Source organism: Bacilli bacterium (assembly GCA_036381315.1).
Taxonomy (GTDB): Bacteria; Bacillota; Bacilli; order Paenibacillales; family KCTC-25726; genus DASVDB01.
On the sequence record DASVDB010000088.1, the window covers coordinates 1 to 16,586 of the forward strand.

Annotated in this window: 11 protein-coding genes; 6 read left to right on the forward strand and 5 right to left on the reverse strand. The window is 53.0% G+C overall.

Annotated elements, in window-relative coordinates; translation table 11 throughout:
• The 3 genes from VF260_06785 to VF260_06795 all read left to right on the forward strand — a co-directional run.
• Positions 1-1,321: alginate lyase family protein (locus VF260_06785; protein HEX7056887.1), on the forward strand; the 1,321-nt coding region annotated here is incomplete at its 5' end.
• Complete coding sequence (locus VF260_06790) at positions 1,311-2,612, forward strand: UDP-glucose/GDP-mannose dehydrogenase family protein (protein ID HEX7056888.1); 1,302 nt, start codon at positions 1,311-1,313, stop codon at positions 2,610-2,612. The genes VF260_06785 and VF260_06790, both read left to right, overlap by 11 nt.
• On the forward strand, positions 2,596-3,831 hold the full coding sequence (locus VF260_06795) for a glycosyltransferase family 4 protein (protein HEX7056889.1): 1,236 nt from the start codon (positions 2,596-2,598) through the stop codon (positions 3,829-3,831). The genes VF260_06790 and VF260_06795 overlap by 17 nt, the downstream gene beginning before the upstream one ends.
• Positions 3,832-4,569: 738 nt before the next feature.
• On the opposite strand, the gene VF260_06800 is transcribed toward VF260_06795, so the two are convergent.
• The 5 genes from VF260_06800 to VF260_06820 all read right to left on the reverse strand — a co-directional run bounded on the left by VF260_06800 (position 4,570) and on the right by VF260_06820 (position 11,836).
• Positions 4,570-4,740 carry a hypothetical protein gene (locus VF260_06800; GenBank protein HEX7056890.1) on the reverse strand — a complete coding sequence of 57 codons (171 nt, stop codon included), beginning with the start codon at positions 4,738-4,740 and terminating at the stop codon, positions 4,570-4,572.
• A 34-nt stretch (positions 4,741-4,774) separates the two neighbouring features.
• On the reverse strand, positions 4,775-5,455 hold the full coding sequence (locus VF260_06805; protein ID HEX7056891.1) for a transcriptional regulator: 681 nt from the start codon (positions 5,453-5,455) through the stop codon (positions 4,775-4,777).
• 1,051 nt (positions 5,456-6,506) lie between these two features.
• Positions 6,507-6,899 carry a hypothetical protein gene (locus VF260_06810; protein HEX7056892.1) on the reverse strand — a complete coding sequence of 131 codons (393 nt, stop codon included), beginning with the start codon at positions 6,897-6,899 and terminating at the stop codon, positions 6,507-6,509.
• A 177-nt stretch (positions 6,900-7,076) separates the two neighbouring features.
• Positions 7,077-10,211: a DEAD/DEAH box helicase gene (locus tag VF260_06815; GenBank protein ID HEX7056893.1), complete on the reverse strand. Its 3,135-nt coding sequence runs from the start codon at positions 10,209-10,211 to the stop codon at positions 7,077-7,079.
• Positions 10,208-11,836, reverse strand: coding sequence for an SWIM zinc finger family protein (locus VF260_06820; GenBank protein ID HEX7056894.1), 1,629 nt, complete (start codon positions 11,834-11,836; stop codon positions 10,208-10,210). Before VF260_06820 ends, VF260_06815 begins: the two co-directional genes overlap by 4 nt.
• A gap of 233 nt (positions 11,837-12,069) precedes the next feature.
• On the opposite strand from VF260_06820, the gene VF260_06825 reads away from it, so the two are divergent.
• The 3 genes from VF260_06825 to VF260_06835 form a co-directional block, all read left to right on the forward strand.
• Entirely contained in the window at positions 12,070-13,110 is a 1,041-nt protein-coding gene (locus VF260_06825; GenBank protein ID HEX7056895.1) for a Wzz/FepE/Etk N-terminal domain-containing protein, read from the forward strand.
• The gene (locus VF260_06830) at positions 13,107-15,047 is read left to right on the forward strand and encodes a nucleoside-diphosphate sugar epimerase/dehydratase (GenBank protein ID HEX7056896.1); all 1,941 of its coding nucleotides are present in this window, start codon (positions 13,107-13,109) and stop codon (positions 15,045-15,047) included. The genes VF260_06825 and VF260_06830 overlap by 4 nt, the downstream gene beginning before the upstream one ends.
• Before the next feature lie 13 nt (positions 15,048-15,060).
• Positions 15,061-16,586 (forward strand): O-antigen ligase family protein (locus VF260_06835; GenBank protein ID HEX7056897.1); only part of this gene is annotated, 1,526 nt, incomplete at its 3' end.

Consider the following 16,586-nt stretch of genomic DNA (forward strand, 5'->3'; position numbering starts at 1 on the left):
TCTGTGGCCGGCCATTTACTGGCATCAATGGATGATTGTCCAGCAACCATCTAACGGTTCGTCCGCGAACAACCATTTGTTGGGCGAGATGGCGGGGCTGTTTATTTCAACAGTTGAATGGCCCTATTTTTTACAATCGGCGAAATGGCGGGAAATGTCCCGAAATGTTCTGGAAAAAGAGATTGTCAAGCAAACGTTTCCTTGCGGATTAAATAAAGAGCAGGCTTTTTCCTATCATCTGTTTTCGCTGGAATTTTTCCTGTTGGCGGGAATTGAAGGAGATCGATACGGTTTTACATTTTCGCCGACATACAAGCTTTGGATCAGGCGCATGCTGGAAGTAATTCCGGTTATGACCGACTTTGGCGGGAATTTGCCGCGTTTTGGCGATGCGGATGAAGGCATGGCGCTGCAGCTGCGGCCAATAACGTCTTCCAGGACCGATTGGCTCTACCGGCTGGGGCTGACCTGGCTTCATGCCGCTGTCCCCGTACCAAATGAAGGTTCGGGGGAAATGACGGCTTCGTTTTTATGGAAGGGCGCCTTGCCCCGTGCCAAACCCAAGCGGTTTTCGCGGAGAAAAATCAGTCTGGAAGATGCCGGTTATTTTCTGCTGACATCCCGCAGGGGGCAACCTGATGAAATCTTTTGTCTCGCGGACGCCGGCCCGTTGGGTTACTTGTCGATTGCCGCGCACGGGCATGCCGACGCCCTGTCTTTTACGGTCCATATCGGCGGCGTTCCAGTCATCGTGGATCCCGGAACTTTCATTTATCATGCCGATCCGGTTTGGCGCGCCTATTTTCGCGGCACGAAGGCGCATAATACGCTAACGGTAGACAATCTGGACCAATCAGTCGCGCAAGGAGCGTTTCTCTGGAAGACGCATGCCCGTTCGAAAGTGTTGAAATGGGTGGAAACCAGCCAGGGCGGCAAGCTCGTGGCGGAACATGACGGGTATTCCAGACTGCCCGGGAAAATCATCCATCGCCGGGCGATTTCGCTAAACGACAAACGGCTTGTCACCGAAGACGAACTGCTAGGCGGCGGGAAGGCGCGCGCGCAATACCGCCTGCATTTTGCTCCGGATTGCCATGTTAGGCTGCAAGATTTTACGTGCGCCGTGGAGTGGGCGGCAGGCGCTTTATTGATCAACCTGGATCGAAATCTTGAATGGTCGGTCGTTCGCGGCGGGGAAGATGCCGGATGGTATTCTTCCAGATTCGGGGTGAAAGAGCCGACATGCACTTTGATAGGTGAATATGAAGGCGAAATTCCCATAAAAATGTTAAATCAAATGGAGGTTTTCCATGCGAATTAGTGTTTTTGGTTTGGGGTATGTAGGGGCGGTTACGGCAGCATGTCTGGCACGTGAAGGCCATGAGGTGTACGGTGTTGACGTAAATCCGGAAAAGGTGGATCTGATCAACCGGGGAGAATCGCCCATCATCGAACCGGGATTAAACGAGTTGTTGCGGGAAAACGTGCAAACGGGCGCGATCAGGGCGACCACCGACTTTCGCGAGGCGGTTCAGCACTCGGACGTTTCCCTTGTCAGTGTCGGGACTCCGCCAAAATGGAATGGAGAACCGGACTTGAGCTATGTTTTTAACGTTTGCCGGGAAATCGGCTTGGCGATCCATGCCAAGAACGATTCGCATCTTGTCGTTTTGCGCAGCACGGTTCCGCCGGGGACGCTTTCCAAATGCCGCGAATTATTGCTGCGGTATCCCAACGATAAGCTGGTGTTTACGGCGTTTAATCCGGAGTTTTTACGCGAAGGCACGGCAATCCGCGATTTTTACGAACCGCCGTACACGATTATCGGCACGGATGACCGGCGGGCGGAACAAATGATAAAAGAGATGTATGCAAGCGTCAAAGGCCCCATGCTCACCGTGAAACCGGAAGTGGCCGAAATGGTGAAATACGTGGCCAACACATGGCATTCCGCCAAAATCGGCTTTGCGAATGAAATCGGCCGGATCGCCAAGGCGTTCGGGGTAGACGGGCGCGAAGTGATGAATATCATCGTTCAGGATACAAAGCTAAATATATCTCCGGTCTACATGCGCCCCGGATTTGCCTTTGGCGGTTCGTGTCTCCCCAAAGATCTGGGGTCGCTGCTTTATCACGCCCAATCGATGAATGTAACCGTGCCGATGCTCAACGCTTTGCGCGCTTCGAACGAAATCCAGATCGAGTTGGCCGCGCAGGAAATTTTAAACACCGGAGTGCGGAATATCGCCGTTTTCGGTTTGGCGTTTAAATCCGGAACGGATGATTTGCGGGAAAGCCCCTCCATTAAGCTAATCAAAAAATTGCTGGGGGAGGGAATCCGGGTAAAAATATACGACAGGTCGGTTTATCAAGCCCGTCTGATGGGGACGAATCTGGCGTACATCAGGAAAAATCTGCCGCATTTCGAAGAACTGCTCGTGGCCACTCCCAGGCTTGCGCTTGAGGAGACGGAAATGGCGGTGATCACATACAATGATCCCGAATTTTCCCGGGTATTGTCGGAAGCCCCGGATCATTTCAGCGTGTACGATTTGGCGGGAATCTTCAATGAGCCTCCAAGGGGAGTGAAATATAGTGGAATCGCGTGGTAAAGTGCTGATCATCGTGGAAAATTTGCCTGTTCCCTTTGATCGAAGGGTTTGGATGGAAGCAACCGCTTTGGCGCAAAACGGATATCAGGTATCCGTTATTTGTCCCGTCGGGAAACGTTTTGAGCTGGAATATGAAGTCATTGAAGGAGTGCATATTTACAGACACCCGCTGCCCCCGGAGATTAGCTCGACGACAGGATACTTGAAGGAATACATATGGGCGTTGCGGCATGAGTTCAGACTGGCCCGGAAAATATGGAAAGAACGCGGATTTGATATTGTGCATGTTTGCAATCCGCCCGATTTGCTTTTTCTCGTAGCCGGATGGTTCAAGGTGTTTCATGGGGTAAAAGTCGTCTTCGACCAACATGACATCAATCCGGAATTATATGAAGTCAAGTTTGGAAAACGGGGTTTGTTCCATAAGGCGCTCCGGCTTGCCGAGAGGTGCAGTTACGCTGTGGCGGACGTCGTTATCGCAACGAATGAGTCGTATAAAGAAATCGCGGTAACGCGCGGCAAACAACGGCCGGAAAAAGTGTTTGTCGTCCGCAGCGGGCCGGATTTGTCCCGGTTTCAGCCGGTCCCGCCGCAGCAACATTTTAAGCGGGGAAAACCATATTTGGTCGGATACGTCGGGGTGATGGGGGAACAGGAAGGGATTGATTTGTTGCTGCAAGCCGCCAAATATTTGGTGCTCGACGGAAAACGCGACGATATCCGGTTCATGCTGATAGGCGGCGGACCCGCCCTGGAGAGAATGCGCAGACTTTGCTCGGAAATGGGCATCGCGCAAAATGTGGAGTTTACCGGACGCGTACCCGATGATGAATTGTTGGCGCGCTTGTCAAGCTGCGATGTCTGTGTAAATCCCGATCCGAAAAACACTTTTAACGATAAATCGACCATGAACAAAGTGCTGGAATATATGGCGCTCGCAAAACCGATCGTGCAATTTGACTTGTTGGAAGGCAGACGCTCGGCGGAGGATGCGTCCCTGTACGCGGAGGGCAACGATGCGAATGACCTGGCCCGAAAGATCGAATGGCTGCTGGATAACCCGGCATTGAGAGAGCAGATGGGCAGGGTTGGCCAAGACCGCATGAGCCGACTGCTGGAATGGAGGCACCAGGTTCCCAATTTATTGGAGGCCTACGCGGCAGTTCGGGGCAAACCTTCTCTACCGGTTTATGAAATCTCCAAAAAAGAAGCGATTTGAAACGGCCGCAGCCCAGTCTGCGTCTCCTGTCCGCTGCTCCGGACTGCGGCTCCCGCCAGCGGCTTCAATCCACGGCCCTGTCTGTTGCCGCTGCCCTTTGCTCCGATGCGCGGTTCGGTAAACAGTCGCAGCCCAGTCCGCGTCTACTACCCGCTGCGCCGGTCCGCGGCTTCGATCCGCGGCCCCTGTCTGCGTCTCCTGTCCGCGGCACTTGTCATACAAATAAACGTTACGGGATGGATGCTCAATGCGAAAATTACCGATTTATTGGATACCGCCAATAGTATGTGTGCTCGCGATTTTTATTTTGTCTTCGCAAACTCGCAGCGAACAGGATTTAAAGCCATGGTTGGCATCCCACCTATCGCGGCAGTTATTGTACAATATCAAACTTGATGATCTTAAGCGTGCGGTAAGCGCCCGGGGGGAAACGGCCGCGAGCGTATTGGAATTTTACATCCGCAAAGCGGCGCATTTTCTGATCTATTGGGTTTTGGGCTTCTCTTTAATTTTTGCGTTTAGCCGCAAATGGAAATCACATTTAATATGGGGCTCATTGCTATCGTTCATGATAGCCTTTGTTTACGCCTTATCCGATGAATTCCATCAACGTTTTGTCAGGTCGCGGCATGCGCAATTTTCCGATGTTTTGTTGGACGCGGTTGGAGCGGGCTTCGGCATCGCCTGTTTTTTTATCGCGAGGAAAATATCACAAAAGTTGAGAGAAAGACACGCCCGTTAATCGCCGAAGGCAGAAATTTTCGACCGCAGCCCTTCCGGCGGATCAAACATACGGTTAACCGCCACCATGCGGCAAATCGCGCATAGCGGCGGATTATACATGTGGTTGGCCGCCACCAAGCGGCAAATCGCGCATTGCGGCGGATTTTCCGATTTGTTGCGCCTCACTTTTTCCACTTTATTCAGGCAATTTCACCGTCATTTACACCTGATTAACGTCTATTGCGTTCTTTAGGCATTCGTCGCTTAACCGATATGTGCGGTAACGCTGTTTGCCGTTTGCCACGACCAGTAAATTTTTTCGCAATAATGAGCGAAGAACGATTCTCGTGCGATGCTCAGAAAGCAACAGATGGGCGGATAGCTCCCGGGGTGCAAAATCACGCATCAATCTGCGGGCGAACCGCAGCGTTTCCGCTTCAGCCCAATTTAGTCCGGCGACCACATGAATCGACAAAAACTTTCCGACAAAGGCAAGCACCAATTGTTTGCACACACCCGGGTTTTCGCGAATTGACAAGTACGCGACCGGTAAAAAGAGCCAATCATCCAGACCCAGCAGAGCTTGCTTCATGCATAAGTCTTTAAACCGCGCTGTTTCGATGTCCCTCGCATGACTGCTGTAATCCTGAATCTCGATGCATCCTTTCGCGCCGCCGGGCAAATACGCCAGATCGAGATAGCGACACCGGTTATTGAAGTCCCGAACCTCGTATTCGGGATACAAATGGTCCAGGTTTCCAATGGCGGGAAACCATATTGAGCGCAGAAATTCAATTGTTCCGTGGCTCAAACCTTTTTTCAGGAGTTCACGCCTCCGTGAATTCTTTTCATTGGAAATTTGTGCTGCCAACCAATTTTCGTAAACCTCATCAAACAACATGCCCGTCACTCGCCTTTCAATATCATTTTTTCGTGCAAAAAAAACCGCTTCGATACGTTCGTGCCTCTCGGGCATCGTATCAAAGCGGTATGTGCTTCATACCGGGGAATTAACTATAATATACCATATTTCACAGCATTTCAAAATAGTTTTTAGCGGTTGCCTGCGCGTATGCACTTGCGTTTGTCCGCTTGCGCGGATGCTCGAACGGACGCCAGTGAGGTTAATAGGCGGTTTTTTTCGCTATTAAAATTCTAATGGTCGCCATTGCGCTTATTTGCCCATTTTCATGGGTTTTGAGGTCGGATTCCAGCGAATAACGTCACCTGCGTCCGTTAAAATTTCAACAAGCCGTTTTTTCGCAGAATAGCGGCAAATACGTCCGTTAGCGCAATTAACGTGGGGCATGCGGGTCCAGTGAGGGTTAATATATCCGTTTGCACGACCAAAGGGACAAATGCAACCATTAGCACAATAGTGAGGGCAAATGCAATCGTTACCGCAGCCGGCAAGTGGCCAGCATAAGCAACGGCTGAATCCAGTGAAGTTTCGATCCGTGGTTCCAATTATCGCCACTTCCTCGTATGTGGGGCTTGGCCAGTTATGCACTGGGCGGTCAGAAGGTTAAGCAGGCCATTACCTTGTATGCGCAGCTCGGATTGGCCGATGGAAAGCGGGTGGATGGTTACGCGTAGGTGGTAAATAGGTGGTAAATCGGTAATGTAAAATTCTAACGGGCGCCACAGCCGCTATTTTGCCGATTTTGCGTGGTTTTGATTTTTAACGGTTCTATATGAGCTTATTTGGTCAAATTTGAGAAAAAAGTGTGCATTTCAACCGATTAGCCGCATTGGCGACCGTTAGAATTTCAAAAGTTCGAAATTCGGCGTATTAGCCTCTGTGGCGTCCGTTAGAGCGGAAACTCGCGTGGCGGCAGCTGCAAAGGTGGCAACTCGCGTGGCGGCAGCTGCATAGGCGGAAACTCGCGTGGCAGCAGCTGCAAAGAGGGATGGAGACAAGCGGTGGAAGTGGCGGCTTCTTTTACGATTATTTAGCGGCTAACAACTTCGCGCACCGCCCGGTAAAAAGCCTTCCACTCCGGTGACATTTCGTTGAAATGCGGGAGGTCGGCGTTATCCGGCCAGCTTGCTTCCTGGCCGTTGCGTTTGGCGCGCAAGCGAGCTTCCCGCTTTGCAATCGAATCCGCGTTGCTGTTTGCGTGCGGGCGGACACCCTGCTTTGCAATCGTAGCCGCATTGCTCTTGACGCGGGAGCGGGCATCCTGCTTCGCATTCGCAAGAGTGTTGCTCCCGGCGCGGGCGCGAGCATCCTGCTTTGCAACCGATACCGCGCCCTGTTCGGCTTTCCCCTCTTCCCGAGCCGAGTCTCGATGCTGATGCCGCGGCCGCTTTTCCTTCATTCGCTCTCTTTTCTGATTTGCCATCAAGATTCCTCTCCTTTTTACTGCGTGGAACCGTTGCGGGGCCCGATGCGGTAACTAGGGGTGGTCCAGCACGCGCCCGTTGCGGGGCCCGATGCGGTCACTAGGTGTGGTCCAGCGCGCGCCCGTTGCGGGGCCCGATGCGGTCATCGTGATGCGGGGGCGTCCCTACGCACACTGCTACTTACTTTCGTCGATCCATTCCCTGCGCAGCGCGAAAATATCCCGCAACTCGCTGGTGGACAATTCGGTGATCCAGTGCTCGCCCGCGCCGACGATTTGGCGGCTTAACCCTTGTTTGCGCTCGATCATCTCGTCGATCCTCTCCTCAAGCGTGCCCAGCGAAACGAATTTATGCACCTGCACGTCGCGCTTTTGGCCGATGCGGTAGGCGCGGTCGGTCGCTTGATCCTCAACGGCCGGATTCCACCAGCGGTCAACATGAAAAACGTGATTGGCGGCCGTCAAATTGAGCCCGGTTCCCCCGGCTTTCAGGGACAGCACAAAAATTCCGCTGTCGTTTTGCCGCTCGTCCTGGAACGTCGCGATCATGCGATCCCGCCTGGTTTTCGGCACACCGCCATGCAGAAACAGCACCCGCTCGCCAAGCCGCTTCTCCAAAAATTGAACAAGCATATGGCCCATCTCCACAAATTGCGTAAAGATCAAGCAGCGGTCGTCTTCTTCGCGCAGTTCGCCAACCATTTCCAGCAGCCGCGCTATTTTGTTGGAGCGAGGTACACGGGCCGATGCGTCCGTTCGCGTATCTTTTAAAATGAGCGACGGGTGGTCGCACACCTGTTTTAGCCGGGTCAAGACTGCCAGAATAAGTCCCCTTCGCTCCATCGGCGGCAGCCGGTCAAGCCGCGCGAACATATCCTCGAGAATCGTTTCGTACAGCGTGGCCTGCTCGGCTGTCAGGGAAACGTAGATTTTGCTTTCATTTTTTTCGGGCAAATCGAGTCGGATGGCCGGATCTTTTTTGACGCGGCGAAGCAAAAAGGGTTGAATCAACTTTTGCACCCGTTCGATCAATTTCGGGTTCTTCGTCTTTTCAATCGGATTCACAAATGTCGCGCGAAAATGGTTTAAACTTCCCAGATAATGCGGGTTGAGAAAATCAAAAATCGACCATAGCTCGGTTAGCCGGTTTTCGATCGGCGTGCCGGTCAGCGCAATGCGGTGGTTCGCTTCCAGCTTGCGGATGGCCGCGGCCTGCTTCGTGTAGGCGTTTTTGATGTTTTGCGCCTCGTCGAGGCAAAGCGTGCCCCATCGCACAGCGGTCAATTCGGCTTCGTCCAGGTGGGAGAGCGTGTAAGTGGTCAGCACTACGTCAGCGCCTTGTACGGAAGCGGCGAACGCATCGCCCTTGCGGCGGTTCGAACCGTAATGGATGTACAGCTTCAAATTCGGGGCAAAACGCCGCAGTTCCTTCTGCCAATTGCCAAGCACCGAGGTGGGGCAAATCAGCAGGGCGGGCGCATCCAACGCTCCATTTCGCTTCAAGTGAAGGACGTAGGCGATCCATTGTACGGTTTTGCCAAGTCCCATATCGTCGGCCAAACATCCGCCAAGACCATAGCGATGCAGAAAAACCATCCATGAACTGCCCTGAATCTGGTAATTGCGCAAAGTGCCGTGAAAATTTTCCGGAGCGGGGAAAAGGGGCAATTGTGTCGTTTTCTGCAACTGCGCGACCAATTCGGCCAAGTGCTGATTCAACTCGACTTCCATGCGGACTTCCTCGGCGGCATCAGCCTCGTCGATCTGCGTGATCGCGTCATGCCCGTTTGCGGAAAAGGCATCCGCAGCATCCGCGCCTGACAGATGCAGTTCCAGCACATCGCGGAAGGACAGCCCTTTTTTCTCCACCAGTTTCATTTTGCGCTGCAATTCCCGCAAGTAGCCGGGATCAAGATGGATCCATTGCCCGCGCAGGAAAATGAAGCGCCTTTTGCTGGCGGCCAGCTCGCGGAATTCCGCTTCGCTCAATTCCAGGCCGCCGATGGCCATTTTCCAGTCAAACTGCACGATTTGCTGCAGCCCAAAAAGCGACTCGCCTGCGGAGCCGACGGACGATCTTATTTTTGCTTTCAAACGCGGCTTCGTCCGCTTTACCGTATCCCACCACGACGGCAGCAGCACAGGGTAGCCGGCTTCCGCCAGATGCAAACTGTCTTCGGTCAAAAATCGCCACGCTTCTTCGTCGTCCAGTACGGCCTTCATGCGGCCAGCCGAAGTGCCCTGGGCCAGTCCGGGAACCGTTCGCAAGCAGCCGCGAACAAACCTTGCCACCGCGGACGGGAGAAAAGCGTTCCATTCCGCGGGAATTTCCGGGCCAATTGAAGGGCCGACCGACGCCCCCAAAGACGAGCTATCAGCGCCATCCGCTTTGGTCGGCGCGTCTGCCGGCGGCAGGCCGTCCAGATCGCAAACGGCCAATCGTTCCTCGTTGTTTTTATCCTGCAGCAAAAGCCGCAGCGTCCATTCGTCGCGTTCCCGCGGTTCAACCAACTGCAGCGAAATGCGAAACGGCGAAAGATCGATTTTCCAGCCGATCGACATAAGCCATTCTTCTTCAGCGGCGTTCATAGCTTCCGTGGCTCTCGCGACTCCCGCTGCATCCACCACTTCCACTGCTCCTGCGGCTTCCGCGACTCCCGCCGCATCCACCGCTCCCGCGACTCCCGCAATCTCCGCAGCGTTCGCCCGCAGAGCGTCGTCGCCGATTTCCGAAAGGGCCGGCGCGCTGCGCAATACGCCCGGATAACGGGCGGCAATTTTGCCGAAGGCGGCGCGGACTTCTCCTTCCGTTTCGATCATCCGCAGCAAGGCGCAATCAAACCAATCCTTGAGATACGCCGCCCCCAGCCGTTTTGCTTCCGCCACAATCCGCTCGTACGTTGCCCGCTGATCCTCCGGCACAATCATTTTCCAGCCGGGGAAGTCAAAGCGACGGCGGCGCATATCCGGCATAAACCGGCCCTCGCGCAGAGCAGCGTAAAAAAACGCCGCGGCTTCCCGCAACATGGCGGCTGTTTCATCCCATTCCAGCGCGGCATGCAGCAGCGGGCCCGATCCGGCAAAATAATCGAGCGCCATGAGCGGATCGAGCAAAATGCGCTGCCTTCCTTTTTCCTCGACAATTTCCAGCATCGTCCCGTAATACGAGCGCGCGTGCCAGCCGAACAGCTTGTTTTTCAACTCAAATATGTTTACCGCGTGTCTGCCCGAGATTCGTCCGTAAAGTAAAAAGCCTTTGTCGTTGACCCATTCGCAGTGAACGGCAATTTTCGGCTTTGTCATCGCATTCATGAAATCAGCTTTCCTTTCCGCAATTCCTCCTGCAGCGCGCGTAACCGATAATACTTGCCGCACAGCGCTTCTAAAAACCTTTGAAAATCATCCGCCCGTTTCAGTTTTTTGTAGCATTGGCCAAGCCTTCGCAATGCCTTAACGGCAATCCGGTAATATTCCCGATTTTTTTGCAGGATGCACAGCTCAACATATTGGTGGTAAATGGGGAGCAGCACTTCCGGCGCGGCTTTCTCCACTTCGCGCACTACATTTGCCTGCAATGGAGACGCCGACTTGCCGCAATCCATCGTAACGTCCGCCCATTCGGCATAACGCTTGGTTTCCAGCAAGCGTTTTGCGTATATGGCATAAGAGTGGGGCAGCAGATAGCGCATCGTCTCGGACCATTCCCGCTCCACCGGATGCCGGGCCGCGAGCGCATCCCAATATTCGAGATAATTGTTGAATTCGCTGCCGCCCTTTTTGATCAACGGGGCCATCCATTGCAGCCAGGCCAGCAGCCTGTCCCATTGTTGCTCGGTGTAAAATTGATAGAGATATTGAAACCAGTATTTGGGCTGCTTGCACACGGTGAGCCGGTCGATTTTTTCCATCGCGGCGCGGTCCTTACGTTCCAGCACATCCAAATGGATAAGCCCGCAACTGATACTTTCCCGGCTTTGCGGGGACAACTTATTGTGATCCAAAAGCTGTTGCAAATTCGCTCTTTCCGCAGCCACCCAATCTTTTACATTCAGCATGTGCGTCCAGATGACGCGGTAAATATACAGCCAGTCGGCAAAAACACCGTCGCAGTCGGCCAGCTGCTGCGAAAGATGCGGTATCAGCGCCTTCAAATAATCGGCAGCAACGTTTTGCGCCGCGGAATGATCGAAATCTTCCAGCAATCCATCCAATTCGTCCATACAATGTTGATAGACCCGGATGGCAAAAGGCGTATAAAAAGAATAGGCATACGAGTTCCCGTATTTCCGGGAATACGCGTCAAACCGCCCGATGATCTCAACATATGCAAATAGAAAAAACAGCAGCTCCAACGTGCCGTTGCGAAAACGGATATGCGGGAACACAGCGTCTTTTTTTTCCAAATCGTGATACAGCTTGACAAATCCGTGATCGCCGGTCAAATTGTAACGGTTGAGCCGCTCCCTGATATACGAAAGCCATTTTTGCGGCGTGTCCGTCTCGCTCACCACGGGTTCTTTTGCCAAATTTCGCGCGGTGGAAACGGTCTGCCGCTTTTTCCTCTGTTCCGCCTGTTGCCGCTTGAATTGCTCTGTTTCGGCTTCCCCGGCGATTTCCCGATAAAGCAACTCAGGCCGCTGTCCCGCCATAGCGATTGTCTGGAAAATAACGGCGACCATATGTTTGCAGAAGCCCTCATAGGGACACGTGCAGAAACTGATTGCGAAAAAGTCCGTATCCAGTTCAACTTTATAAGGCTGCCGCCGCGTACCGTTGACCTGCGAAATGATCTTCCCGTTCGGGATGAATTCGACCGCGCGCACCTTTTTCTTCAGATAATAGTCAAAACCTCTGTCGATCATTTCCGGCGCAAATCGGTTCTTCAGTTCTTCTTTCAAATAGTCCAATGCATGGGATTTGAGCGGAATGGCGGGCAAAACGGAACATCCTTTCCGTGAAAAAGCGTCATATATGCAAGTATATCATGTTCCTGCGCAGACGTGGAAGGCGCACGCGAAGCGCTGGAATTGCCGGCATCCCCGGTCGAAGATGACAGATATGGGAGAAAACCTTGTCACTCGGTTGTCTATGAAGTTATAATGATATGGGCTACATAAAATGACAGGTTTTTATGCGGTTTTGCAATCCGAATAATAGGGAGAGAAACCTTGTGGAAGAAGAAATCAGCTTGCGAGAGATTATCGAAACGGTCTGGAATGGCAAATGGATCATAACGGTCGTAACGGTCGCGGCGATGATCATATCGGGAATACTCAGTTTTTTTGTGCTTCCTCCCACATATGAAGCGACTTCGTTGGTCAGATTCAGCATCCCGCAGGTTGAGGGACAAACGGTAAACATCAACACCATTATGAATTCGTTTACGGAAACGACGAAAAGCGGCGCGGCGATCAACCGCATTATCTCCAAGCTGCAATTGGACAAGAAGGGCTACACGGTATCCGCACTAAAAAATGCGGTGCAAGTTCAACCCATCAAGGATACGAATGTGATTCGGATCTCGGTAAAAGGCAAAAATGCCGAAGATATTACGCTTATCGCCAATCTGCTGGCGTTTGAATTGGGCGCGCGGGCCGAAATATCGGACAGGGCCGGGAAAATTGTCAATGCCAAAAACGAGTTGATCGACGTTGAAGAGCAAATCAAAACCGCTCAGTCGCAACTGGCTGACGCTCAAAAGCAGCTTTCCGCAACGCCGGAGAAACTCATAACCAAAAAGTCGCTGGCGTCTGATCCCTACTTGCAATCGGTTATCGCCGAATCGACCGGCAATAGCAGCAAAAATTCCGGCGCATTGCAATTGATCGATGAAGAAATCAATCCGTTGTATACCGCGCTGACCGCCAAAATATCGGATGTGCAGCTGCAACTGACCGATTTGAACGCGCAGAAAGCAAACTTGCAAAATGAAATAAGCGTAAACGAACAGGAAATTGCGAAGTTGGAAACTCAGATCGAAAATGAAAAGCTGAAATCAAAAAGCTCGGAGCGCTTGCTAAGCGGCTTTAACGCCGTGTTTATTACGCCCGCGTTGCAACCGAATGAGCCGGTCGGCCCGAAAAAGCTCTTGAACATCGCTATCGCCGCGGTGGTCGGGGCCATGCTGAGCGTGCTGGCCGTGTTTTTGCGCCAGTATTGGATAAGTACGAGCAAACCGGAAGCGCAACTGGATAAGGGGATGGCAAGTTGAATCATGCTGTCAGGAAACTCACGCTGATACTGATTGATATTGTTCTCATTGTGTTTTCTGTCTGTATGGCCTATTTTCTGCGCTTTGATTTTCGCGTGCGCGAGCCCTATTTCAGGCTGATCCCGTATGTGGTGATGAGCCTTTCTTTCGTTACGGTTTGCAGTTTTCATTTGTTTAAAGTGTACCGGCGAATTTGGCGGTATGCCGGCATCAACGATCTGCTGGCCATCGTCAAGGCGAGCTTGCTTGCGGTCTTTGTTTTTTTTGTCGCCCATCACTATATAATACATACTTATTTGCCGGATATGATCGTGCCGCGCAGCATTTATCCGTTGGCGGCGATCATGATCGCCATGACGTCCGGCGGGATTCGCCTGTTGTGGCGCATCTGGGCGGAGAGCACGGGCAGGATTCAGCCGCACAACCGCCGCACGCTCATTATCGGCGCGGGTGAAGCGGGGAGGATGGTCGTCAAGGAGCTGCGCCAGACGCAGTCCGAACTGTATCCGATCGCTTTTATCGATGACGACGAATACAAGTTTAACCACGAGATTTTGGGTGTGCCGGTGCTGGGAAATCGGGGCGATATCCCGAAAATAGCCGAAAATTATAACATCGAGGATATTATCGTCGCCATGCCGTCCGCATCGCGTTCGGAAATCGCCGAAGTCATTGAAATCGCCAAGCGGACGAACTGTCAGATCAAAATCCTTCCGCGGATGGAAGATTTGTTGAACGGCAAGCTGACCGTAAACAGCATCCGCAATGTGAGCGTGGAGGATTTGCTGGGCCGCGACCCGGTAAAGGTTGATCTGGACGGAATTTCCGATTATTTGCGCGGCCAGGTTGTCCTGGTAACCGGAGCGGGCGGTTCCATCGGTTCCGAATTATGCCGGCAAATTTCCGGCTTTCGGCCGGAGAAGTTGTTGCTGCTCGGACATGGGGAGAACAGCATCTACGAGATTGAACTGGAATTGCGCCGGAAATTCCCGGAACTTTCCCTGGAGCCTGTTATCGCGGATATTCAGGATAAGGCGAGAATCCGGCAAGTGTTCGCGCAATATCGTCCCGCGGTCGTTTTTCACGCGGCGGCGCACAAGCATGTGCCGTTAATGGAGAAAAATCCGGCGGAAGCGGTCAAAAACAACGTGTTCGGCACGAAAAACGTCGCGGAATGCGCCCGGGAATTTCGAGCCAGGCGGTTCGTGCTCATTTCCACCGACAAGGCGGTCAACCCGACCTCGGTGATGGGCGCTTGCAAACGCGTCGCCGAGATGATCGTGCAAAGCCTGAATACGGGAGGCGGAACCAAATTTGCCGCCGTTCGCTTCGGCAATGTGCTGGGCAGCCGAGGCAGCGTCATTCCGCTGTTCAAAAAACAGATCGAAGCGGGCGGCCCCGTGACGGTCACGCATCCGGATATGATCCGCTATTTCATGACGATCCCCGAGGCCGTTCAGCTTGTGATTCAGGCCGGCGCGCTGGCCGAAGGCGGGGAAGTGTTTATTCTGGATATGGGCAAACCGGTCAAGATCGACGATTTGGCCAAAGACTTGATCCGCTTGTCCGGGCTGGAACCGGGAAAAGACATCAACATAACCTATACGGGGATGCGTCCGGGCGAAAAGCTGTTTGAAGAGATCCTTAGCAAAGAAGAAGGCGCGGCGGCGACGAAGCATGACCGCATTTATGTCGGCAAGCCGCTGGAAATATCGCCGGATGAACTGCAAGCGGCGCTGCTCGAACTAAACCGCTCATTGTCGGAAGCAAATCCGGCCGATGATAAAGATGCGATCGGTGTAAGACGGGCGTTGAAACAGATCGTCGCGAGCTATAAGTGGCAAGAAAAGGGCGGCGCCCCGCCACGCGCCTCGGTCGATGAGGCGTTTCGCGCTTCGCTGGAAGTATTGGCGGCATTGGACCATAAAACAACGTGAAGGGACATTGCAGATGAAGAAGACAATCGCGAAAACATCTTCCCGGACGAGCTCTTTTGCGGAAACCAGATCCGTATTGTTCTGGCTGATCATGGCGTTCACGGTCGCCTTTATGTTCATCGCGCCGTTTGCGCGGGGACTGTTTAACGGCGGTCTGATTTCCTTTGAACGGCCCATCTATATCGCGTTGGCCTGGTCGGCCGCGGCTTTGTTTCTGCTTGCGATACACTTTTTTACGCATTGGAAAATGAATCATCACCGCGATTTGCTGTCGCTTGCCGTTTGGCTCATACCGCTCTGCTACCTGCTCGCCATGATTCAGGCGGTCTCGTATCATGCGGCCATGAACGAACTGTTCCTGCATGTAATGTACGCGGTATTTTTCCTGATCGGAGCCTATTTTGCCGGCAAAAAGCCTGGTTCAACCATCCTGCTGTACGGGTTGCTTGTGTCGGGGTATGTCCTGGTCATCCACGGTTTTTTGAACTGGTTCGGCAATGCGCATTATCGGGATGCCGTTCTTGGCAACCGGCTGTCCGGCGTGTTTCAATATCCGAATACGTACGCCGCTTACCTGATTGGCCTTTTGCTGGCCAGCCTTGTTGTAATGGTAGCCGCCAAAAAGTGGTATTGGATTATCGCGCATGCGCTGATGCTGGTTCCCATTTTTGTCTCGCTTCTATTGACGTTGTCCCGCGGCGGGCTGGTCGTGTTGCCGATAGCGGTAATTGTTTGTCTGTTGTTCCTGCCATGGCGAAAGCAACTGTTTGTCTTGTTGTATCTGGTTTTGGCGGCAGTACCCGCCTTGGCGGTATTCGGCAAATTGACGGCCATTCGAACGCAGCTGGCGGCAAAATTCGCCGCTTCCGTTTCGCAGCAAGGCTGGTTCATCCTGATACTATGCTCGTTAGCTGTGGCAATCGTCGTTTGGGCTATCCACAGATTTGCGGCGATCCCGTGGTTCCGGAAAAATCCGGCGATTAAAAAATTCCGTCCGGCCAACGCGGTCATCCCCTGCATCCTGTTCGTATCGGCCTTGGCGGGGGCTTATCTGTTGTTTGGCAATAGCGGCTTGGCCGAGAAACTGCCGAACGGGCTGAAACAGCGGATTGAAAGCGTCAGCCTGGAAGATAGCAGCATAGCCGGTAGGGCGGTGTTCTACAAGGATTCGTTCAAAATATTGCAAGATTACCCCGTGCTGGGAGCCGCCGGCGGCGCGTGGGCCAGCCTGTATCCCGCATATCAAAGCTATCCGTATACCAGCCGCCAAACCCATAACGTAATCTCACAAATTCTGGTGGAGACTGGCCTAATCGGCGCGATTGTGTTCATCTTTTTTCTCGGCTATCTGTGCTTCATCTATATTCGCGGCGAAAGAGGCGACGAGCCGGATGAATCCAAACTGGCGTTTCCTGTGTTCGCTTTTGCCCTCTTGATCCATAGCGCGATCGATTTCGATATGTCGTATGTGTTTTTATCCGCACTGGTGTTTCTCTGCCTGGGAACAATGGCTTCCGCGACCGCTGCCGGGAAACGGGA